Genomic DNA, 19,814 nt, shown 5'->3' on the forward strand with positions numbered 1-19,814 from the left:
CAGCCTAATGCGACGCTTTGGGCATCTCCGCAATCCATTGCCTGAGCAGCGCCGCGCCCTCCCTGTGCACCGTCGAGCGTCCGACCTCGGGCATCGCGATGCCGGGGTCGGTGCTTTCGAGGCGATAGATGAGGAAGCTGTGGTCGGGATCGCCGGGCGCGATCGCGAAGTCCATGCCCCCGCTGCCGCGCCCCGCCGCGGTGGGGCGCTTGCCGACGCCGAAATTCACGCCCGCCGGATCGTCGGTCCAGCGCAGGAAGAGCCCGCTGTTCGACGCGCTGCCCGCGGGGTTGTGGCAATGCGCGCAATTGACGTCGAGATAGGCACGCGCGCGGTCGGTGACGCTCCCCGATCCGGGATCGTCCCATTGCGGCATCACCGGTTTGAGTGCCGCCGGATTCTCGAAATAGAGGCCGCGCAGCTTGTCGGAGGCCGCCGGGTCGGGAAGGAAGTTTCGCGCCTTCGGCCCGATCGGGACGATCTCGCCGTTCAGGCTGTGGCATTCCTTGCACTGGTTCCTGTTCGGCACCGCGTAGCGGATGCTGTGCGTCTCGCCGTCGGGGCTCTTGAAGCTCACCGGCACGCGGCGGCCACCGAGCGCCAGCGTCGCATCCTTGCCGTCGGCATCCCAGATGTAGGGCAGCGCGGTCCAGCCCGACGCACGGCGGATCAGGAGGCGCGTCTCGACCGGGCGGCCATTATTGACGTCGCTCCATCCGAAGCTTTTGACCAGTACGGTACCGACCGGAAATTCTATCACCCCGTCGTCGGCGACTTTCGCCTTCTTCCCCGCCGGGATCGAGATGAAACGATGCTTCTCGGTATAGTCGCTGAACAGCGGCGCGCGCAGCGTATAGCTGAGGCCGGCCGCCGGTTGCGCGGGGTCGTTACCGCGGAACAAGCCGAACGCGGACAATTTGGGGGGCATCGCGTCGCTCTCGACGACAGCCTGATCGACACCCGGCGGCGCAAAGGCCGCGCCGCCGCTCGAACATAATAATGCCGCGGTGATCGCGGCCAATACCCGCTTCACTTGACCTTCGCCTCCATCGTATCGGGCAGTTTGATCGTCGGCAGCGCCGCGGGCGGCGTGCCTTTCGACAGGTCGGCAGGTGCGGGCTTCGCCTCGCTCTGCGGCGTCTTCACGTCGGGCAGGTTCAGCGACAGCACGCCGACCTTGTCGAGCACGATCGCATCGCCCGCCCCGTCCCACAGCACCGGCGGGATCGCGCCGCCCATCGCCGCGGCGATCATGTCGCCGCCCGGGAATTGGGGCGCATAGCCCGCCTTGCCATGCTGGTTGTCGCGCACGACGATCTGCTTCGGCAGCGGCTGATATTTGGGGTCCTTGTGTTCGTAGCGATAGCCGACGATCATCACATTGGCGGTGCCGTTCCGGTCGAAGACATTGTCGAAAATCTCGACATTGCGGTTCGCCATGATCAGCACGCCGGTGCCGGTCGGCACGCTCGCGACGATATTGCCCTTGGGCGCGAAATTGGGGGTGCTGTTGTCGTTTACGACATTTTCGAAAACGCGGACATTGTGCCCGCCCTGCATCGGCAGGCTGGGCAGGTCGAACACGAGGATGCCGCCGGTGTTCTTCGTCGCCACATTGTCGTGAACGTCGGCGTCATGGCTGTTCTCGATCTCGATCCCCGCGACATTCTCGGTGGCGACCGAATCGCGGACGACGATATTCTTCGACTGGCCGACATAGATGCCCGCATCCGATGCGCCGCGGACATAGACGCTGTCGATCAGCACATCGCTGCTTTCGACCGGATAGATGCCGTACGCGCCGTTGGTTTCCTTCGGTCCCGCGGTCCATTCGACGCGCAGCTTGTGGTAGACGATGCGGTCGGCGCCCTTCGACTTGATCCCGTCGCCCCTGGTATTGAGCACCGCGAATTCGGTGAGGAACACGTCGTCGGAGGTGACGAGCAGCCCCTCGCCCGCGCCCTGCTGTCCGGTAAAGTCGAGGATCGAACCGCCCTCGCCCGCGCCGGCACCGCGCACCGTCACATTGGCGACGTCGAGCGACAGCCCGTCGGTGAGTTTCCACACGCCCGCGCCGAGCTGCACCGTATCGCCGGGCTGCGCGAGGATCAGTGCCTCCTGCAGCTTTTCATTGGCGTCGGGCGTTGCCGCACTGACGCTGATCACTTTCGCCGCCGCCGGATGGGCGGCAAGGGCCGCCACGATGCAGAGCGTCGCCGCGTGGTGGCGCAGACCATGGAATCGCATATGTCTCTCCCCTTATTTTCGGGGAGCATGGTACAAGACTTGACGCATGCCAAGCGATGTTGCTGACATATGTGTAGCTAACCGGGGAGAGGTCGCTTGATTCACAGATTTGCGTGGGCGCTTGCCGCCCTCATTGTCGTTCCGTCGTCGGCGGTGGCACCCGCGTCGCTGACGGGACGCTGGAAGACCGACGACGGCAAGGGCATCGTCGCCATGGCTCCGTGCGGTACCAGGATGTGCGGCCGGATCGCCGAACTGCTCATCAAGGAACCCGCAGGCGGCCAGCGCGACGAGCGCAACCCCGACAAGGCGAAGCGCAGTCGCAAGGTCGAGGGGCTGCAGATATACTGGGACCTCGTACCGCACGGCGAAGGCTGGAAAGGCGAGGGCTACAGCCCGGAAGACGGCCGCTATTACACCGCGCATCTGCGCGTGAAGGGCAACAAGCTGACGATGAAAGGCTGCGTATCGGTGTTCTGCCGCACGGTCACCTGGACGCGGGTGGCGTAGATCGTCACCCTTCCCGGGCGGGAGGGGAGAGGATCACCCCTCGCCCAGAATCCAGTCGACGCCCGCCGCGACGTGAATCCGCGTGGTGTCGTAGATCGGCAGCACATTGGCGTCGGTATCGACCAGCATCACCAGCTCGGTGCAGGCGAGCACGATCGCCTGCACATCCTGCTTGGCAATGTCGGTGATGAAGGTCTTCATCGTCCGGCGCGAGCTTTCGTTCGCCTTGCCGAGCATCAGCTCCTCATAGATGATCCGGTCGATCTCGTCGGCGCGGCTCGCGTCATAGGGCGCCAGCGTCAGCCCGTGGCGAACCAGCCGCTGACGGAACCAGGGTTCGGTCATCACATTGCGCGTGCCGATTACGGCCGCCGACCGGATCCCGTCGGCCTTCATCTTCTCGCCGGTCTCGTCGACGATATGCAGGATCGGGATCGAGATCGCCGCGGCGATATCCTCGGCGACCTTGTGCATCGAATTGGCCGCGATCATCAGCGCGGTGGCACCCGCCGCCTCGAGCCGCTGCGCCGAGGCGATCAGCACCTCCTTCGCATGCGCCCATTGTTCGGGCGTGGTGATCCGCGACAGCTCGCAATAGTTGAGGCTCTCCATCAGGATCGGCGCCGAACAGGCAGTGCCGAGGCGCTTTTGCACCCCCTTGTTGAGATGGCGGTAATAGAGCTCGGTCGATGCCCAGCTCATTCCCCCGATCAGGCCGATTTTGCGCAAGATGGTCCTCCGGAATACGACAGGACCGGGTCGTTCCCGGCCCGGTCCTGCCTATCGCTAGATAAAGTGGCGCCCGCGGGCAAGGCCGCGAGCGAAACTTTGCGGCAAGGCGTCAGCGCCCGCCGCCGCTTCGCTCCTCAGTGCCCGCTGCCGCTGAGGGCCTTGACGATGTCGTCGGCCATCTTCTTGGCGTCGCCGAGCAGCATCATCGTATTGTCCATATAGAAGACGTCGTTGTCGACGCCGGCATAGCCCACCCCGCCCATCGAACGCTTCACGAACAGCACGGTCTTCGCCTTTTCGACGTCGAGCACGGGCATGCCGTAGATCGGCGACGTCTTGTCGGTCTTTGCCGCCGGGTTGGTCACGTCGTTCGCGCCGATCACAAAGGCGACGTCGCACTGCGCGAATTCGCCGTTGATGTCTTCGAGCTCGAACACCTCGTCATAGGGCACATTCGCCTCGGCGAGCAGCACGTTCATATGGCCCGGCATACGTCCCGCGACCGGGTGGATCGCATATTTGACGTTGACGCCTTCCTTCTTGAGCTGGTCGGCCATTTCGCGGAGCGCATGCTGCGCCTGCGCAACCGCCATGCCGTAGCCGGGGACGATGATGACATTTTCGGCCTGGCTCATCAGGAAGGCGGCGTCCTCGGCGCTGCCCGGTTTCCACGGGCGCTGTTCCTTCGAACCGCCCGCACCGCCGCCCGAATCGTCAGCACCGAAGCCGCCCGCGATCACACTGATGAAGCTGCGGTTCATCGCGCGGCACATGATGTACGACAGGATCGCACCCGACGAGCCGACGAGCGCGCCGGTGATGATCATCGCGGTGTTGCCGAGCGTGAAGCCCATCGCCGCCGCGGCCCAGCCCGAATAGCTGTTGAGCATCGACACGACGACGGGCATGTCGGCGCCGCCGATCGGGATGATCAGCAGGAAACCGATCGCGAAGCTGAGCCCGGTGATCGTCCAGAACACCCACGGCGACTGGTCCTGGGTGAAATAGGCGGTCAGCGCGACGATCGCGGCGAGCGTGCCGAGGTTGATGATGTGGCGCCCCGGCAGCATGATCGGCGAGCCCGACATATTGCCGTTGAGCTTGAGGAAGGCGATGACCGAGCCCGAGAAGGTGATCGCGCCGATCGCGATGCCGAGGCCCATTTCGACGCGGCTGACGACATGGATCTGCCCCGCCGCGTCCGCGATTCCGAAGGCGACGGGATTGAGATAGGCGGCCGCCGCAACAGCGACCGCGGCAAGGCCGACAAGGCTGTGGAACGCCGCGACGAGCTGCGGCATCGCGGTCATCGCGATCTTGCGCGCCATGACGATACCGATCACGGCACCGATGCTGATCGCCGCGAGGATTTCAGTCAGGGAAATCCAGTCCACCATCAAATCGTGGGGATTGCCCTGAGGCGATGCTTCCGATCGCATCGGCATATGCGTCAGCAGCGTGGTGACGACCGCGATCGTCATGCCGATCATGCCGAAGCGGTTGCCGCTCTGCGCCGTCGCCGGGCTGGAAAGGCCGCGGAGCGAGAGGATGAACAGGACGCCCGCTACCAGATAGGCGACCGCCGCCCAGGGATTTACCGCGCCATGCCCGCCGGTCGCGGCGGAAAGGATCGACTGAAATTCCATCTCAGCGCTCCTTCTTCTTGTACATCGCCAGCATGCGCGCAGTAACCGCAAAGCCGCCGAAAATATTGATGCTGGCCATCACGACCGCGGCAAGCCCGAGCCATTTCGACGTGGCCGAACCCGCAGCGGCGCTGGCGATCAGCGCGCCGACGATGATAACCGACGAAATGGCGTTGGTGACGCTCATCAGCGGCGTGTGCAGCGCCGGGGTCACCGACCAGACGACGAAATAGCCGACAAAGCAGGCCAGGACGAAAATCGAAAAAATCGCGATAAAATCCACGGGCTCGCTCCCCTGCTGATTCCGTTTCGCGCACCTCTTGCCGCGCCCCGCGGGGTGTGTCGACTCCAAAGCGGGCAAAAAGCGGCGCCCGCATTCCCCAAGGCGGGAAATGCGGGCGCTTTGCGACATAAAATATCGCTGTGCCGGATCAGCCGGCACTGTTTTTTACATTTTCGGGACGAGCACCGCGTCGACGACGTGGACGATGCCGTTCGACTGGGCGAGGTCGGCCTGCGTCACCGTCGCCTTGTTGCCGCTGCTGCTGGTAAGCAGGATGGCATCGCCGCTCCCGGTCACGGTCAGATCCTGCCCGTCGGCGGTCTTGAGCACCGCTTTGCCGCCGCCTTCGGCGATCTTCGCGGCAAGGTCGGCCGCGGTGAGCTTGCCCGGAATCACATGATAGTTGATCACGGCAGCGAGCACAGCCTTCTGCGCCGGGCGCATCCAGCCGTCGCGCGTCACCGGCGGAACCTGGGAAAAACCGGCGTCGGTCGGCGCAAATACGGTGAACGGCCCGACCCCCGACAGCGTCTGCGCAAGCCCGGCCTGCGTGATCGCCGCGGCGAGCGACTTGTGGTCGGGCGAGGCCGCCAGATTGGCGGCGATCGTGCCGCTCGCGAGCATCGCCGACGGCGCCGCGGGCGTAGCGGTTTCGCCACCGGCGACCGTCGTGGTCTCGGTCGGCGTCTCGCTCTTGCCGCAGGCCGACAGCGCGAGCGCGGCCGCCGCGGCCGTCAAAATCAGGAGATTCCTCATATTCTCGTCCTTCAATATGACGACCGCGGCGGCGCGAATCGTCAGCCGAGCGTCGGCATCAACACGCCGTTGATGACGTGAATGTTACCGTTCGACTGCTCGACGTCGGGCTGCGTGATGAAGCCACTGCTGCCCTGCGTGCCGTCGACCTTGATGTTGCCCTGTACCTCGGTGAAGGTCAGCGTTTCGCCCTCGACGGTGGCGAGCGTCGCCTTGCCGCCGCCGGCCTTGATCTTCGCATAGAGGTCCTCGGCGGTCACCCGGCCCGGAACGACATGATAGGTCAGCACCTTCGCGAGCGATTCGGTGTTGTTCGGGTTCATCAGCCAGTCGGTCATCGACTGCGGCACCGCGGCGAAGGCCTGGTCGGTCGGGGCGAAGATGGTGAAGGGCTGGCCGGCGAGCTTTTCCGAAACACCGGCCGTGGTCAGCGCGTTGGCGAGCGTCTTGTGGTCGGGCTTGGCGCCGATTTCGAGCGCGATGCCGGTCGGCTGCGCCGGGGCCGCGGGGGCTGCAGGAGCAGCGGCTTCAGCGGGCGCCGCGGCATCGGCGGCGACTTCGGCTTCGGCCGTGGCCGCAGTTTCGGCCGGAGGGGTTTCCTGCGCGTAAACGGGCGACAGCGTGGCGAGCACAAGGAGGGGAGTGGCGAAAATCTTCGCAGACGACATCAATCATTCTCCAACTGGTTCAAAGTCAGGGTTAGGGAAACCCTGAACGCATAGTAACCAAAGGAGGTTTCATGAAAAGGCCGAAATCGGCCATTTTTTCGCTTTCCGTCAGCGACCGACGATCAATTGCGCCATCAATTGCTGGATTCTCTGCGGATCGCTCTTGCGCGAGATCTTGACCTCGAGCGGCATCGCGGCGCCCGAAACCCACACTTTCATATCGGCATCGAGGTCGAAGGTTCCGGCGGTTTCGAACGAGAAACGCGTGACCGACCGCCACGGGACGCTCTGGAAATCCTTCTTCGATCCCGTGAGGCCCTGCACGTCGACGAAGATGAAGCGGAGGTTCGTCAGCAGCACCGTGTCGCGGATCGTCCGGAACGCCGCGAGCACGCGTTCGCCCTCGATCAGCCACGCCTGAAACTCGGCCTGCGCGCCGGCGACGTCGATATCCCCGGCACTGAACAGACCCATCGACCTACCCCAGCAGCCGTTCGTTGACGACCTTGCCGCCCTGCGTCAGCCGCACGGCGCCGCCGATTTCCTCGTCGAGCACGGGCTTGCCCGCCTCCTTGTCCCAGAAGGCCGAGAGGAAGTTGAAGAGGTTGCGGCTGAACAGCGCGCTCGTATCGGCGGGCATCAGTGCGGCGATATTCTTCGCGCCGATCACGGTGACGCCGTGGATCTTCTTCGCTTCGCCCGACACCGAACCCTCGACATTGCCGCCGCTTTCGGCCGCCATGTCGACGATCACGCTGCCGCTGCGCATCGTCGCGAGCTGCGCGTCCGAAATCAGCCGCGGCGCGGGGCGCCCCGGGATCAGCGCGGTGGTGATGACGATATCCTGCCTGGCGATATGCGACGAGACGAGCTCGGCCTGCGCCGCCTTGTACTCGTCGGACATTTCGGTGGCATAGCCGCCCGTGCCCTCGCCCTCGATCCCCGCGACGCTCTCGACGAAGATCGGCTTGGCGCCGAGGCTGAGAATCTGTTCCTTGGTCGCGGCGCGCACATCGGTCGCGCTGACCTGTGCGCCGAGACGGCGCGCGGTCGCGATCGCCTGCAGCCCCGCGACGCCGACGCCCATCACGAACGCCTTGGCGGCGCTCACCGTACCCGCGGCGGTCATCATCATCGGAAAGGCGCGGCCATAGGCGTTCGCCGCCATCAGCACCGCCTTGTAACCCGCGAGATTCGCCTGGCTGGAAAGAATGTCCATCGACTGCGCGCGCGTGATGCGCGGCATGAACTCCATCGCCAGCGCTTCGAGCCCGAGCTTCGCATAATCGTCGACCCGGGCACGCTCGCCGAACGGATTGAGCCCCGCCGCGAGCCAGGCGCCGTCGGCGAATCCCGACAGGCTTGCGGGATCGGGTCCCTGAATACCGAGAATGATGTTCGCGCCCTTCAGCACGTCCGCGCGGTTGCCGACGCTCGCGCCCGCCGCGCTATAATCGGCGTCGGCGATCGAGGCCGCTTCACCCGCCCCCGACTCGATGGCAAGTTCGGCGCCCAGCCCCATGAATTTCTTCACGGTTTCGGGAGTCGCGGCGACGCGGGTCTCGCCCGGGGCGAGTTCCTTCAGGACGGCGATGCGCATGCGCGAAGCCGGTCAGGAGGCGATGAGGAGGACGACGCAGACGGTGACCACCGCGGTGATGATCGACCCGACTTTCAGCAGGCTGAGGAAACCCGCATAGGTTTCGTTCGCTGCCTTCATTTCCTGCTGTGCCATCGCTTTTCCCCTTTTTGCCGCCGCTTCCTGTGCGCGAACGCACAGCGCGGCGCCCAGAATCGGTTATCGCGCCGGTCTTAGCCACGCGCCCCGCGATGCTCAAGTGCGGTTTGGGTGGCACGGGACCCTAGACTTCGCCGCGGGAAAAGACGAATGCCCTTAATAGCCCCTTTACCCCTATCGGATAGTCATGATCCCCTCAGCAGAACAAACCCATAGCAATGTCGGTTCAGGGGGCAGATTCGAAACGATGACGAACACGCGCGACACGCGAATGGTGATGATCGTCGACAGCGAGCCTGCCCAGCAGCGCTTTCTGGCCGCGCTCGTGTCGCGCGGCGGCTGGCGCAGCGTCATCGCGCCCGACACCGACACCGCACTCGCCAAGCTCGGCACGCAGGAAGGCATGGCGCTCGACGCGGTGCTCGTCGACCAGGGCGCGCCGGGCATGGATATTTCCGAATTCGTCGGCGAACTCCGCCGCTGGCGCCCCGCGCTGCCGCTCGTGGTCGTCACGATGCGCAACGGGGTCGAGGTCGCGGTCAGCGCCATGCGCGCCGGCGCCAGCGATTTCGTCCAGAAACCCATCGCACCCGATCGCCTTCTCGAAGCGCTCGACCGCGTCGTGTCGACCGGGGGGCCGCAGGGCGAGCTTCGCCCGCTGACCGAGAAACTGCGCGCGCCGCTGGCGTTCGAGGAAATCATCGGGTCGAGCCCCAATTTCCGCAGTGCGCTCGCGATCGCCGCCAAGGCGGCGCGCGCGCGCGTGCCGGTGATGATCAACGGCAGGCCCGGCACCGGCAAGGAGGTGTTCGCCCGCGCGATCCACAGCGCGAGCCCGCGCGCGCGCGGCCAGCTCGTGATGGTCGACTGCTCGGCGGTCTCGCCGGGCCTGATCGGCTCGGGCCTCTTCGGCCACGAGCGCGGCGCCTTCCCGGGTGCGTTCGACCGGCAGATCGGCCGCCTCGTCCAGGCCGACGGCGGCAGCATCATCATCGACCATGTCGAGTGCATCCCGCTCGAAACGCAGGCGAAGCTCGTCGAATTCCTGAACACCGGCGAAGTGCAGATGATCGGCGGTTCGATTCGCCAGAGCGTCGACGTCCGCATCATCGCGACGAGCGCGAGCCCGCTCGACAAGCTGATCGAGGCGGGCCACTTCCGCGAGGATCTTTTCTACGCACTGTCGAGCGCGCAATTCACCCTGCCCTCGCTCTCGGAGCGCCGCGGCGACGTCGGTCCGCTCGCGCGCCACCTGCTCGCACGCATCGGCGGGCTGCCGGGCATGGGACCGATCGGCGTCACCGACGACGCTTTGCGTCTGCTCGCCGCCTATGCCTGGCCGGGCAATGTCCGCCAGCTGCAGGACGTGCTGTTCCGCGCCGCGGTCGAAAGCAAGACCGATGTCCTGACCAGCGCCGATTTCCGAGCGATCGAGGCCGCGCTGGGCGGCGGCGTGAACAGCGACAGCGACGTCGCGATCAACGGCGAAGCGATCGGCGTCACCCTCTACCTCCCCGACGGCAATCTGCGTCCGCTCGAGGAGATCGAGGCCGACGTCATCCGCCTCGCGATCGGCCATTATCGCGGCCGCATGAGCGAGGTCGCGCGCCGTCTCGGCATCGGCCGCTCGACGCTCTATCGCAAGCTCAGCGATCTCGGGATCGACACCGCCGCCTGACGCCCTTCTCACCTGGTCGAGCCGAGCATGCTTGATATATAAGTTTTGACTTATATATTCGCCCCGACATCAATCGGGAGAATCGTCATGCCGTTCGATACCATCGCCCACGCCGCCCTCGTCATCCGCAAGGTCGAGGACACCACTCACGCGGACCAGCCCGCGCGCGTCGTCGTCGCCTCGCGCGACTATCCGACCGATATCGACGATCTGTGGAACGCCATCACCGACAAGGCGCGTATCCCGCGCTGGTTCGCGCCGGTCGAAGGCGACCTCAGCCTCGGCGGCAAATATCAGATCAAGGGCAATGCCGGCGGCACCGTTACCGCGTGCGAGCCACCCAAAAGCTTCGCCCTCACCTGGGAATTCGGCGGCGGGATCAGCTGGGTCGAGGTCGAGCTGGCCGAGACTGGCGACGACAACACGCGCCTCACGCTCAGGCATATCGCGCCGCTCGACGACAAATCGGAGGAATTCTGGGACCGCTTCGGCCCCGGCGCGGTGGGGGTCGGCTGGGACCTCTCGCTGCTCGGCCTCGCCTGGCATCTCGAAACCGGCGAGGCGGTGCAGGAACGCTTCGCCGAGGAAACCTGGCCGCTGAGCGATGAAGGCAAGGCCTTCGCGACATCGAGCAGCGAAGCGTGGACCGCGGCGTCGATCGCCTATGGTACCGCCGAAGAGGCCGCGAACCGCGCGGGCGCCGACACGACCGCCTTTTACACCGGCGCCGCCGCATCCGAATGATGCACGCTTTCGACGTCCTCGGCGATCCGGTCCGCCGCCGCATATTGGAACTGCTCGCCGACGGGCAGCGCGCGTCGGGCGAGATCGTCGAGGTCATCGCCGCCGAGTTCGCCATCTCGCAGCCCGCGGTGTCGCAGCATCTGCGCGTGCTGCGTGACAGCGGCTTCGCGACGTCGCAGGCCGACGGGCGGCGGCGGCTCTATGCGGTCGCGCCCGAACGCTTCGACGAGATCGACGCGTGGGTTCAGCGCTTCCGCCGCACCTGGGAACCTCGCTTCGAGGCGCTCGCGACCGAGGTTGCGCGGGGCAAGCGCCAGCGGCGGCTGGAAGAAGAAGGCTAGGCGGTCAGCGCCGCGTCGCGCAGCCCGCGCCAGACGCGCAGCGCCTGCCGGTTTTCCGCGATGTCGTGAACGCGGAGCAGCTGCGCGCCCTGCGTCGCCGCCTGATAGTGCAGCGCGACCGTACCGCCGAGCCGCTGGTCGGCCGCCGCTTCATTGTCGAGCGCCCCGATCATCCGCTTGCGGCTCGCACCGAACAGCACCGGACAGCCCAATGTGTGAAACAGCGCGAGCCCGTTGATCAGCGCCAGATTGTCACCGACGCCCTTGCCGAAACCGAGTCCCGGATCGACGATGATCCTCGCCGGATCGACCCCGGCGGCAATGCACGCCGCGACGCGTTCGGCGAGCATGTCATGGACGTCGAACAGGACGTGCGCATAAGCGCCGCCCTCGTGCGGATCGCTCTTCGCCGACGGCGCGTGCATCAGCACCACCGGGCATCCGGCCTGCACGACCACATCCATCGCGCGGTCGTCGTAGCGCAGCGCCGAAATATCGTTGACGATCCGCGCCCCCGCGGCGAGCGCCGCCTCCATCACCGCGGCCTTGCGCGTGTCGATCGACACCGCCACCCCGCCTTTCGCCAGCGCCGAAACGACGCCCTCGACACGCTGGATTTCGTCGCCGTCCCAGATCAGCGGCGCGCCGGGGCGCGTCGATTCGCCGCCGACGTCGATGATCGCCGCCCCGGCCGCGCCCATCGCGAAACCGGCCTCGGCCGCGGCCACCGCGTCGACATGCTTGCCGCCGTCGGAGAAGCTGTCGGGCGTGACGTTCAGAATGCCCATCAGCTGCGGCTCGTTCAGCCGGATCGTCCGCTCGCCGAGCTGCAGATTGCCGCGCGGCCGGATCACGCCCGCGCGCTGAGCGCTTGCCGCTTCCGCCAGCCGGTCGGGCATCGCCGCGATCCAGCCGTCAAGCTCGGGAACCGGCACGACTGCCGATTTGACCATATCATCGTCGCGCAGGCTGACGTGCCACGCCGCGAACCAGACCAGCGTATCGGCGATGCGCAGGCAATCGTCGCCCAGCTCGTGCGGCCGGTCGACGAAGCAGGCCGGACGCAGGTAGATGCGCGCATCCTCCCACGTCTTGCCGAAGTCGGCTTTGGCCAGCGGCTGGAACATCAGGCCTCGTTGGCGAGCAGCCAGTCCTGCCGCACCGCGTCGATCACGCGCAGTTCCTTGCCCGTATCGACATGCCAGAACGTCCAGCCATTGCAGCTCGGCGCGCCCTGAACGCCCGCGCCGACCTTGTGGATCGACCCTGCGGGCTGGCCCTCGCATTCGAGGCTGCCGTCGACGCGCACCTTCGCCTTCCAGCGGCGCTTCGTATCGGTCAGCACCGTCCCCGGCGCGATCATTCCGCATTCGACGAGCGTGCCGAAGGCGACGCGCGTCGCGGCCTTCGGCGCCATCATCGTCTTCACCGCGCTTTCGTCGAGCGGCAGCGCCATTTCGATGCGCTCGTTCGCGGCGGCGATATAATCATCCTCGCGCTCGATGCCGATGAAATGCCGGCCGAGGCGCTTCGCGACCGCGCCCGTCGTCCCCGTCCCGAAAAATGGATCGAGGATCACGTCGCCGGGGTTCGAGCAGGCGAGCAGGATGCGATAGAGCAAGGCTTCGGGTTTTTGCGTCGGGTGGACCTTGGTGCCGCCCTTCTTGAGCCGTTCCTGCCCGCCGCAGATCGGGATCAGCCAGTCGCTGCGCATCTGGAGCTCGTCGTTCAGCGTCTTCATCGCGCGATAGTTGAAGGTATAGCGCGACTTCTCGCCCATCGACGCCCAGATCAGCGTCTCGTGCGCGTTGGTGAAGCGCGTGCCCTTGAAGTTCGGCATCGGGTTCGCCTTGCGCCACACGATGTCGTTGAGGATCCAGTATCCATTGTCCTGCAGCGCGGTGCCGACGCGGAAGATATTGTGATAGCTGCCGATCACCCAGATGCTGCCGTTCGGTTTCAGGATGCGCTTCGCTTCCTTGAGCCACGCATGGGTGAAGCGGTCGTAGGTCGCGAGGCTGTCGAACTTGTCCCAGTCGTCGTCGACCGCATCGACCTGGCTGCCGTCGGGGCGGAGCAGGTCGCCGCCGAGCTGGAGGTTGTACGGCGGGTCGGCGAAGATCATGTCGACCGATGCGGCCGGCAGCGAGCGCATCATCTCGACGCAATCGCCCTGTAAGATGCTGTCGAGCGGCAGGTCCGCGGGGTCGACTTTCGGCGTCCGCTGCTTCGTCGCCGGCGCCTTGACCCGTTCCATCACACCCATGTTTCGCCCCTGTCTTCGACTGAAAGAAGGCCCTGATGAGTCAGGCGGAGTCCGCCGTCAAGCGCAGGACTCTAGGGATTCCGCGTGACCAACTGGTTAACGCGATGAGAACGAAAGGAGTCTGACACAGCATATGGAGTCGTCGGCGAATCGCGGACTCAACCACTGGTGGTGTGGCGGCGAGGACTCACCCACCAAAAAAATTTCGTCAAAGTCCCGGATCGACCCCGGTCAGTTCGATCGAGCGCTGCCAAAGCTCGCGCGCCAGCTTCGGGTCGCGCGCGGTGCGCGTCGCGCGCGCCGGTCCCGACCGCCCCGATATCTCGCCGAGCCCCTGCGGCCCCAGATAGTCGCCGCCCTGCACCCGCGCGCCCGTCGCCGCCTGCAAGGTCGGCCACGCCCCCTGCGCCGCGCTGTTGAAGAACGGTCCGGCAAGCGGCGTCATCGTGCGCAGCGGCAGCGGCAGGTGCCGCGTCAGTTCGGTGAGCGCGACCCCCGGATGGCATCCGATCGCCTGCGTTGCGCGCCCGGCGGCGCTCAATCGCCGGTCGAGTTCGAACATATGGAGCAGGTTCGCGAGCTTGCTCATCTGGTAGCGCGCCCAGTTGTGATAGCTGCGCACCGCCGACAGATCGCTATAGTCCATCGCTCCGTTGCGGTGCGCGATGCTGCCCGTGATCACGATGCGGTCGTCGACATGGGGATGGATGAGGCCGGTGAGCGCGAACGTGCCGAGATGATTGACCCCGAACTGCAGCTCATATCCCTGCCTCGTCAGCGTCCTGGGCGGGATCATCACCCCCGCATTGTTGATCAGCACATCGATCCGCGGTCCGGCAAGCATCGCGTTCGCCGCGTCGCGCACCTGATCGAGATCGGCAAGATCGAGCGGCTGGAACGACAGCTCGGCCTTCGGGACGTCGACCCGGATGCGGTTCATCGCGATCTCGGCTCTGGTCTCGTCGCGGCAGGCGAGGATCACATGCGCGCCCCGCGCCGCCAGCACCTTCGCGGTCTCGAAGCCGATCCCGGCGTTGGCACCGGTGACAAGGAAAGTGCGGCCGGTCTGGGCCGACACGTCGTCGGCCGTAAATCCCCTGCTCATCGCCTTTCCCCCCTTTTGGCTTTCGGGCTTCAGACCAGCTGCATTTGCGCGACCGGGGCAAAACTGGTCCGATGATGCGGCGTCGGGCCGTGCCGCCGCAGCGCCGCGAGATGCTGAGCGGTACCATAACCCATGTTGGTTTCCCAGCCGAAGCCGGGATAATCGCGCGCCGCGGCGACCATGAAGCGGTCGCGATGCTCCTTCGCGATGATGCTCGCCGCCGAGATGCAGGGATGCAGCGCGTCGCCGCCGATGATCGCGGTCGCCGTATAGCGCCATTTGGGCAGGCGGTTGCCGTCGACGAGCACCTCGTGCGGTTCGAAGCCCAGCGCCTCGACCGCGCGCGTCATCGCGAGGAAGGTCGCCTGCAGGATGTTGATCCGGTCGATCTCGGCAACGCTCGCCTCGCCGACGCCCCAGCGGCAGCGCGCCTTGATCTCGATCTCCAGCTCGCCGCGCCGCTTCGCCGTCAGTTTCTTGCTGTCGTCGAGCCCGGCGATCCCGCCTTCGCAAAGCAGCACGGCCGCCGCGACCACCGGCCCCGCGAGCGGCCCGCGCCCGGCCTCGTCCACTCCGACGATCGTCAGATGCGCCACGGCGGATAGCGCCGATATTCGGCCGCCTGATAAAGGCAGAGGCGATTGCCCGCAGGATCGGTCAGCCGCGCCTCGCGCCAGCCCCAGTCCTCGTCCTTGGGCATCTGGTCGAACCGTACCCCGCGCCGTGCGAGATAGGCGACCCACGCGTCGAGCGCACCGCTTTCGAGATAGGCCGTCGCGCCGCCCGCCGAGCCGTCGCCGGCGCTTTCGTCAACATGGATCGACAGCGTCACGCCGTTCGCGGCCTCGAAGCGGGCATAGCCATTGTCCGGACTATCGACGATCTGCTTCAGACCCATCTGTTTATAGAAAGCGACCGACACCGAATAATCGTTCGCGGGCAAGGTGATCTGGTTGAGCGCGGGGCCCGTAAACAGCCCGTCGTTGCGCACGAACTGCTGGCCCATCGGGCCATGCCCCTGCCCCAGCCCCGGTGCATCGAGCAGCGACAGCCGCACGAAATCGCGCGCGCGCGCGATCGCGGGTTCGAGCGGCATGCCCTGCGCCAGCCCCGTCGCGATCGCGCTCGCCAGCGTGCAGCCGGTACCGTGGCTGTGCGGCGTGTCGATACGCGGCGCCTCCCAGCGCGCGACCTCGCCCTCGCCGGTCTCGAGTAACCGGTCGGTCACCGTCGCGCCCTCGGCATGCCCGCCCTTGACGAGCAGCGAGCAGCCGTGCGCGAGCACCGCTTCCTCGCCGCCGAGCGCGTCGAGTTCGGGCAGGTTCGGCGTCGCGACCACCGCGCGGTCGAGAAGCGCCTTGAACGCCGCGATCGTCCCGTCATCGGCCAGCACCGATCCGCTCGTCGCGACCATCACCGGATCGAACACAAGCGCCGCCTGCGCGAGGTCGGGCTGCGACAGTCGTTCCGCCACCGCCGCGGCGGTTTCGGCGCTGCCGATCATGCCGATCTTGACCGCATCGACGCCGATATCCGCCGCGACGCTATCGATCTGCGCGAGCACCATATCGGTCGGGACCGGATGCATCGCCTGCACGCCGAGCGTATTCTGGGCGGTGATCGCGGTGATCGCGGTCATGGCATGGCCGCCGAGCATCGTGACCGCCTTGATGTCGGCCTGGATGCCCGCACCGCCGCCGCTGTCCGAGCCGGCGATGATCAGGACGCGCGCGGTCACCCCTTATGCTTTCGCTCCGTCGAAGCGGGGAATTTGGCGAGCGCCGCGCCTTCACGCAAAGGGCGATCGAGCAGGTCGCCGCCGCAATTGGGGCAAATCTCGTCCAGCTTGTCGGCGCAGTTCGCGCAGAAGGTGCATTCGAACGAGCAGATGAAGGCGCCGTGAAGGTTTGCCGGCAGGTCGCGGCCGCACTTTTCGCAATCGGGTCGCATTTCAAGCATGATCAGTCTCTTTCAGTTTTCAGAAATCAGGATGGGTTCAGGCGGCCGCGGCGCGCACCGCGTCGCAGATCATGTCGACAACCTGCTCGACCTGTCCGGCATCGTCGCCCTCGGCCATCACGCGGATCAGGGGTTCGGTGCCCGACGGACGGATGACGAGGCGGCCGCGACCGTTGAGCGTTGCCTCGCCCTCGGCAATCGCCGCAATGACATGCCGGTCCTCGAGCGGTTTGCCGCCCGAAAAGCGGACATTTTTCAGAAGCTGCGGCACCGGGTCGAACCGATGCAGCAGATCGCTCGCGGGCTTGCCGCCCGCAACGAGCTCGGCCAGCACCTGCAACGCCGCGAGCGTGCCGTCGCCGGTCGTCGCATGGTCCGACAGGATCATGTGCCCCGACTGTTCGCCGCCGACGTTGAAGCCGCCCTCCCTCATCCTTTCGAGGACATAGCGATCGCCGACCTTCGCGCGTTCGAGCCGCAGCCCTTCACCTTCGAGGAAGCGTTCGAGGCCGAGGTTCGACATCACCGTCGCGACGACGCCGCCGCCCTTCAGCCGCCCCTGCCGCGCCCAGCTCGCGCCGATCAGCCCCATGATCTGGTCGCCGTCGATCACCCGGCCCTTTTCGTCGACGACGATCAGCCGGTCGGCGTCGCCGTCGAGTGCGATGCCGATATCGGCGCCGCTCGCGACGACGGTTTCCTGCAGCAGCGCGGGCGCGGTCGATCCGCATTTGTCGTTGATGTTGGTGCCGTTGGGCGTGACGCCGATCGCGACGACGTCGGCGCCGAGCTCCCAGAACACTGTCGGCGCGCTGTTGTAGGCGGCGCCGTTGGCGCAATCGAGCACGATGCGCAGTCCGTCGAGGCGGACCGATTCGGGCAGGCTCTGCTTCACGGCGTGGATATAGCGGCCGCGCGCGTCATCGATGCGCTTGGCGCGTCCGATATGCGCCGCTTCGGCGAGCTTCGGCTGCTCGGCCAGCAGATGCTCGATCTGCGCCTCGTCCTCGTCCGACAATTTATAGCCGTCGGGGCCGAACAGCTTGATGCCGTTATCCTGATAGGGATTGTGGCTGGCCGAGATCATCACGCCGAGGTCGGCACGCATCGAGCGCGTCAGCATCGCGATCGCGGGCGTCGGCATCGGACCGACCTGCACCACATCCATGCCGACGCTGGTGAAGCCCGCGACCAGCGCGTTCTCGAGCATATAGCCCGACAATCGCGTGTCCTTGCCGATCACGACGCGGTGCTTGTGGTCGCCGCGCAGGAAATGCGCGCCCGCCGCCATGCCGACGCGCATCGCGACTTCCGCCGTCATCGGGGCCCGGTTGGTCAGGCCGCGAATCCCGTCGGTTCCGAAAAACTTGCGCATGTTCCCTCTGCTACCTAATCCGGTGGCCGCAAAGCCTGCCCCGGCTTCCCACGGGATGGCCCCCGCGGAGCATTTCCCGGCCCAAAAACCGGTTCCCGTTTCTTCCGGGAGATGCTCTAAGTCACCCAATTTTGCTTGGCAAGCAGGCCAGAAGAAACGCCGGGAGAATCCGCTTTGAAATCCGCTTGGTTCATTCTCTCGGCGCTCGTCGCCGGCATGCTTCTGGGGATCGGGGTCGAACTGGCCTCGCCCGCCGCCGGAACCGCTTCGCTTCCCTGGATCGAACCGATCGGGCTGCTCTGGCTCAACGCGCTCAAGATGACGATCGTCCCGCTCGTCGTCGCGCTGCTGATCACCGGCATCACCGCGACCGCCGATGCCGCACGCGCGGGGAAACTCGCCTTCCGCGCGGTGATGACCTTCCTCGGCGCGATTTCCCTGTCGGGCCTGATGACCCTGCTCCTCGCGCCGCTGCTGCTCCGGCTCTTCCCGCTGTCGCCCGGCGCCGCCGAGGCGCTCCGCCACGGGCTCGGCGGTTCGGCGGAGGCCGGCCCCTCGCCCACCTTCGGCGACTTCCTGCTCTCGCTGGTCCCGACGAATCCGATCGCCGCCGCCGCCGAAACAGCCATCCTGCCGCTGATCGTCTTCACCACCATCTTCGCCTTCGCGATCACCAGGCTGGAGCCCGTGCAGCGCGCGACGCTGTCAGGCCTGTTCAAGGCGCTGGGCGACGCGATGCTGATCGTCATCGGCTGGGTGCTCGCGCTCGCGCCGATCGGCGTCTTCGCATTGGGCTATGCGCTCGCGGTCAAGGCGGGGGTCGCGGCGTTCGGCGGTCTCATCCATTATGTATTGATCCTGTCGGCCATCGGCACCAGCTGCATCCTGCTCGGGCTGCTGCTCGCATGGCTCGTCGTCGGCATTCCGCTCCCGCGCTTCGTCCGCGCGATGGTGCCGACGCTCGCGGTCGCGATCAGCACGCAAAGCTCGCTCGCCAGCCTGCCCGCGATGCTGAAATCGTCCGAGGAACTCGGCGTCGACCCCAAGAAGGCCGACGTCGTCCTGCCGCTGGCGGTCGCGCTTTTCCGCTTCACCAGCCCGGCGATGAATCTTGCCGTCGTCGTCTATGTCGCCTGGCTGTTCGGAGTCGAGCTGACGCCATGGGAAATGGCGGTCGGCCTGCTCGTCGCGATGGCGGCGGCGCTGTCGTCGGTCAGCCTGCCCGGTTCGATCAGCTTCGTGACCTCGATCGCGCCGATCGCGGTGTCGATGGGCGTTCCCGTCGCGCCGCTCGGCCTGCTCGTGGCGGTCGAGACCTTTCCCGATATCTTCCGCACGCTCGGCAATGTCATCGGCGACGTCGCCGCCACCAAATATGCCGCCGATGGTGTAGAAGAGGATGGTTCCCCCGCAGGAGTCGCATCATGAAATATCGCAAGCTCGGCCACGGCCTCGAAGTGTCCGCGATCGGCATCGGCTGCATGCCGATGATCAAGGGCGGCAACATCCTCTATGGCGAGGCCGCCGATTTGGGCGAATCGACGCGCACGATCCACCGCGCGATCGACCTTGGCGTCACCTTCTTCGACACCGCCCAGATCTATGGCCCGTTCAGCAACGAGGAATTGCTCGGCGAGGCGATCCGGGGCAAGCGCGATGGCCTCGTCATCGCGACCAAGTTCGGTTTCAGGTTCGAGGGCAAGCAGATCACCGGCGTCGACGGCTCGCCCGCCAACGCCCGCGCCGCGTGCGAAGGCTCGCTGCAG

At 66.2% G+C, this 19,814-nt stretch carries 23 protein-coding genes; 6 read left to right on the forward strand and 17 right to left on the reverse strand.

Annotated features, from left to right (window positions below):
• Positions 1–4: 4 nt before the first annotated feature.
• Positions 5–1,033: an SO2930 family diheme c-type cytochrome gene (locus JHC57_RS09335; protein ID WP_294029727.1), complete on the reverse strand. Its 1,029-nt coding sequence runs from the start codon at positions 1,031–1,033 to the stop codon at positions 5–7.
• Positions 1,030–2,247 (reverse strand): parallel beta-helix domain-containing protein, encoded by a 1,218-nt coding sequence (locus tag JHC57_RS09340; protein WP_294029728.1) that lies wholly within the window; start codon positions 2,245–2,247, stop codon positions 1,030–1,032. Before JHC57_RS09340 ends, JHC57_RS09335 begins: the two co-directional genes overlap by 4 nt.
• Positions 2,248–2,343: 96 nt before the next feature.
• Here JHC57_RS09340 and JHC57_RS09345 point away from each other — a divergent pair, with 96 nt between their 5' ends.
• The gene (locus JHC57_RS09345) at positions 2,344–2,757 is read left to right on the forward strand and encodes a DUF2147 domain-containing protein (protein WP_294029729.1); all 414 of its coding nucleotides are present in this window, start codon (positions 2,344–2,346) and stop codon (positions 2,755–2,757) included.
• 33 nt (positions 2,758–2,790) lie between these two features.
• Here the strand turns inward: JHC57_RS09345 and JHC57_RS09350 are convergent, their stop codons facing one another.
• From JHC57_RS09350 to JHC57_RS09385, 8 genes are all read right to left on the reverse strand, one after another.
• Positions 2,791–3,486, reverse strand: a complete 696-nt coding sequence (locus tag JHC57_RS09350) for an amino acid racemase (protein WP_294029730.1) — start codon at positions 3,484–3,486, stop codon at positions 2,791–2,793.
• 137 nt (positions 3,487–3,623) lie between these two features.
• On the reverse strand, positions 3,624–5,135 hold the full coding sequence (locus tag JHC57_RS09355) for an NAD(P)(+) transhydrogenase (Re/Si-specific) subunit beta (RefSeq protein ID WP_294029731.1): 1,512 nt from the start codon (positions 5,133–5,135) through the stop codon (positions 3,624–3,626).
• Position 5,136: 1 nt separating this feature from the next.
• The gene (locus tag JHC57_RS09360) at positions 5,137–5,418 is read right to left on the reverse strand and encodes a proton-translocating transhydrogenase family protein (RefSeq protein ID WP_294029747.1); all 282 of its coding nucleotides are present in this window, start codon (positions 5,416–5,418) and stop codon (positions 5,137–5,139) included.
• Between the two features lie 165 nt (positions 5,419–5,583).
• The gene (locus tag JHC57_RS09365; protein ID WP_294029732.1) at positions 5,584–6,174 is read right to left on the reverse strand and encodes a fasciclin domain-containing protein; all 591 of its coding nucleotides are present in this window, start codon (positions 6,172–6,174) and stop codon (positions 5,584–5,586) included.
• A 41-nt stretch (positions 6,175–6,215) separates the two neighbouring features.
• Positions 6,216–6,842 carry a fasciclin domain-containing protein gene (locus JHC57_RS09370; protein ID WP_294029733.1) on the reverse strand — a complete coding sequence of 209 codons (627 nt, stop codon included), beginning with the start codon at positions 6,840–6,842 and terminating at the stop codon, positions 6,216–6,218.
• A 108-nt stretch (positions 6,843–6,950) separates the two neighbouring features.
• Positions 6,951–7,316: a PH domain-containing protein gene (locus JHC57_RS09375; RefSeq protein WP_294029734.1), complete on the reverse strand. Its 366-nt coding sequence runs from the start codon at positions 7,314–7,316 to the stop codon at positions 6,951–6,953.
• Positions 7,317–7,320: 4 nt separating this feature from the next.
• Positions 7,321–8,442 carry an NAD(P) transhydrogenase subunit alpha gene (locus JHC57_RS09380; protein WP_294029735.1) on the reverse strand — a complete coding sequence of 374 codons (1,122 nt, stop codon included), beginning with the start codon at positions 8,440–8,442 and terminating at the stop codon, positions 7,321–7,323.
• A gap of 12 nt (positions 8,443–8,454) precedes the next feature.
• Complete coding sequence (locus JHC57_RS09385; protein WP_294029736.1) at positions 8,455–8,577, reverse strand: aa3-type cytochrome c oxidase subunit IV; 123 nt, start codon at positions 8,575–8,577, stop codon at positions 8,455–8,457.
• Between the two features lie 250 nt (positions 8,578–8,827).
• On the opposite strand from JHC57_RS09385, the gene JHC57_RS09390 reads away from it, so the two are divergent.
• The 3 genes from JHC57_RS09390 (at position 8,828) to JHC57_RS09400 (ending at position 11,343) form a co-directional block, all read left to right on the forward strand.
• On the forward strand, positions 8,828–10,258 hold the full coding sequence (locus JHC57_RS09390) for a sigma-54 dependent transcriptional regulator (protein ID WP_294029737.1): 1,431 nt from the start codon (positions 8,828–8,830) through the stop codon (positions 10,256–10,258).
• A gap of 87 nt (positions 10,259–10,345) precedes the next feature.
• Positions 10,346–11,002, forward strand: a complete 657-nt coding sequence (locus JHC57_RS09395; protein ID WP_294029738.1) for an SRPBCC family protein — start codon at positions 10,346–10,348, stop codon at positions 11,000–11,002.
• Positions 10,999–11,343, forward strand: coding sequence for a metalloregulator ArsR/SmtB family transcription factor (locus JHC57_RS09400; RefSeq protein ID WP_294029739.1), 345 nt, complete (start codon positions 10,999–11,001; stop codon positions 11,341–11,343). The genes JHC57_RS09395 and JHC57_RS09400 overlap by 4 nt, the downstream gene beginning before the upstream one ends.
• Here JHC57_RS09400 and folP read toward each other — a convergent pair.
• From folP to glmM, 7 genes are all read right to left on the reverse strand, one after another.
• The gene (gene folP, locus JHC57_RS09405) at positions 11,340–12,470 is read right to left on the reverse strand and encodes a dihydropteroate synthase (RefSeq protein WP_294029740.1); all 1,131 of its coding nucleotides are present in this window, start codon (positions 12,468–12,470) and stop codon (positions 11,340–11,342) included. The genes JHC57_RS09400 and folP overlap by 4 nt on opposite strands.
• Positions 12,470–13,609 carry a site-specific DNA-methyltransferase gene (locus tag JHC57_RS09410; protein ID WP_294029741.1) on the reverse strand — a complete coding sequence of 380 codons (1,140 nt, stop codon included), beginning with the start codon at positions 13,607–13,609 and terminating at the stop codon, positions 12,470–12,472. Before JHC57_RS09410 ends, folP begins: the two co-directional genes overlap by 1 nt.
• A 208-nt stretch (positions 13,610–13,817) precedes the next feature.
• On the reverse strand, positions 13,818–14,714 hold the full coding sequence (locus tag JHC57_RS09415; protein WP_294029742.1) for an oxidoreductase: 897 nt from the start codon (positions 14,712–14,714) through the stop codon (positions 13,818–13,820).
• A 29-nt stretch (positions 14,715–14,743) separates the two neighbouring features.
• Entirely contained in the window at positions 14,744–15,301 is a 558-nt protein-coding gene (locus JHC57_RS09420; protein ID WP_294029748.1) for a ribonuclease HII, read from the reverse strand.
• On the reverse strand, positions 15,298–16,452 hold the full coding sequence (gene thiD, locus JHC57_RS09425) for a bifunctional hydroxymethylpyrimidine kinase/phosphomethylpyrimidine kinase (RefSeq protein WP_294029743.1): 1,155 nt from the start codon (positions 16,450–16,452) through the stop codon (positions 15,298–15,300). Before thiD ends, JHC57_RS09420 begins: the two co-directional genes overlap by 4 nt.
• Positions 16,449–16,673, reverse strand: coding sequence for a DUF1272 domain-containing protein (locus tag JHC57_RS09430; protein WP_037510600.1), 225 nt, complete (start codon positions 16,671–16,673; stop codon positions 16,449–16,451). Before JHC57_RS09430 ends, thiD begins: the two co-directional genes overlap by 4 nt.
• A 37-nt stretch (positions 16,674–16,710) precedes the next feature.
• Positions 16,711–18,048 (reverse strand): phosphoglucosamine mutase, encoded by a 1,338-nt coding sequence (gene glmM / locus JHC57_RS09435; RefSeq protein WP_294029744.1) that lies wholly within the window; start codon positions 18,046–18,048, stop codon positions 16,711–16,713.
• Positions 18,049–18,222: 174 nt separating this feature from the next.
• Between glmM and JHC57_RS09440 the strand changes: the two genes are divergently transcribed.
• Both JHC57_RS09440 and JHC57_RS09445 read left to right on the forward strand, forming a co-directional pair.
• Complete coding sequence (locus JHC57_RS09440) at positions 18,223–19,476, forward strand: cation:dicarboxylase symporter family transporter (protein ID WP_294029745.1); 1,254 nt, start codon at positions 18,223–18,225, stop codon at positions 19,474–19,476.
• On the forward strand, positions 19,473–19,814 hold a 342-nt coding region (locus tag JHC57_RS09445; RefSeq protein WP_294029746.1), incomplete at its 3' end, for an aldo/keto reductase. The genes JHC57_RS09440 and JHC57_RS09445, both read left to right, overlap by 4 nt.

This window comes from Sphingopyxis sp. (genome assembly GCF_016463645.1).
Lineage (GTDB): Bacteria > Pseudomonadota > Alphaproteobacteria > Sphingomonadales > Sphingomonadaceae > Sphingopyxis.

What these genes read in the sequence shown, in the direction of transcription:
- JHC57_RS09430 (WP_037510600.1), bottom strand. Translation starts at nt 16,673, where the DNA reads ATGCTTGAAATGCGACCCGATTGCGAAAAGTGCGGCCGCGACCTGCCG.
- JHC57_RS09400 (WP_294029739.1), top strand. Translation starts at nt 10,999, where the DNA reads ATGATGCACGCTTTCGACGTCCTCGGCGATCCGGTCCGCCGCCGCATA.
- JHC57_RS09370 (WP_294029733.1), bottom strand. Translation starts at nt 6,842, where the DNA reads ATGTCGTCTGCGAAGATTTTCGCCACTCCCCTCCTTGTGCTCGCCACG.
- JHC57_RS09410 (WP_294029741.1), bottom strand. Translation starts at nt 13,609, where the DNA reads ATGGGTGTGATGGAACGGGTCAAGGCGCCGGCGACGAAGCAGCGGACG.
- JHC57_RS09380 (WP_294029735.1), bottom strand. Translation starts at nt 8,442, where the DNA reads ATGCGCATCGCCGTCCTGAAGGAACTCGCCCCGGGCGAGACCCGCGTC.
- folP (WP_294029740.1), bottom strand. Translation starts at nt 12,470, where the DNA reads ATGTTCCAGCCGCTGGCCAAAGCCGACTTCGGCAAGACGTGGGAGGAT.
- JHC57_RS09390 (WP_294029737.1), top strand. Translation starts at nt 8,828, where the DNA reads ATGACGAACACGCGCGACACGCGAATGGTGATGATCGTCGACAGCGAG.
- JHC57_RS09340 (WP_294029728.1), bottom strand. Translation starts at nt 2,247, where the DNA reads ATGCGATTCCATGGTCTGCGCCACCACGCGGCGACGCTCTGCATCGTG.
- glmM (WP_294029744.1), bottom strand. Translation starts at nt 18,048, where the DNA reads ATGCGCAAGTTTTTCGGAACCGACGGGATTCGCGGCCTGACCAACCGG.
- JHC57_RS09415 (WP_294029742.1), bottom strand. Translation starts at nt 14,714, where the DNA reads ATGAGCAGGGGATTTACGGCCGACGACGTGTCGGCCCAGACCGGCCGC.
- JHC57_RS09365 (WP_294029732.1), bottom strand. Translation starts at nt 6,174, where the DNA reads ATGAGGAATCTCCTGATTTTGACGGCCGCGGCGGCCGCGCTCGCGCTG.
- JHC57_RS09355 (WP_294029731.1), bottom strand. Translation starts at nt 5,135, where the DNA reads ATGGAATTTCAGTCGATCCTTTCCGCCGCGACCGGCGGGCATGGCGCG.
- JHC57_RS09375 (WP_294029734.1), bottom strand. Translation starts at nt 7,316, where the DNA reads ATGGGTCTGTTCAGTGCCGGGGATATCGACGTCGCCGGCGCGCAGGCC.
- JHC57_RS09385 (WP_294029736.1), bottom strand. Translation starts at nt 8,577, where the DNA reads ATGGCACAGCAGGAAATGAAGGCAGCGAACGAAACCTATGCGGGTTTC.
- JHC57_RS09395 (WP_294029738.1), top strand. Translation starts at nt 10,346, where the DNA reads ATGCCGTTCGATACCATCGCCCACGCCGCCCTCGTCATCCGCAAGGTC.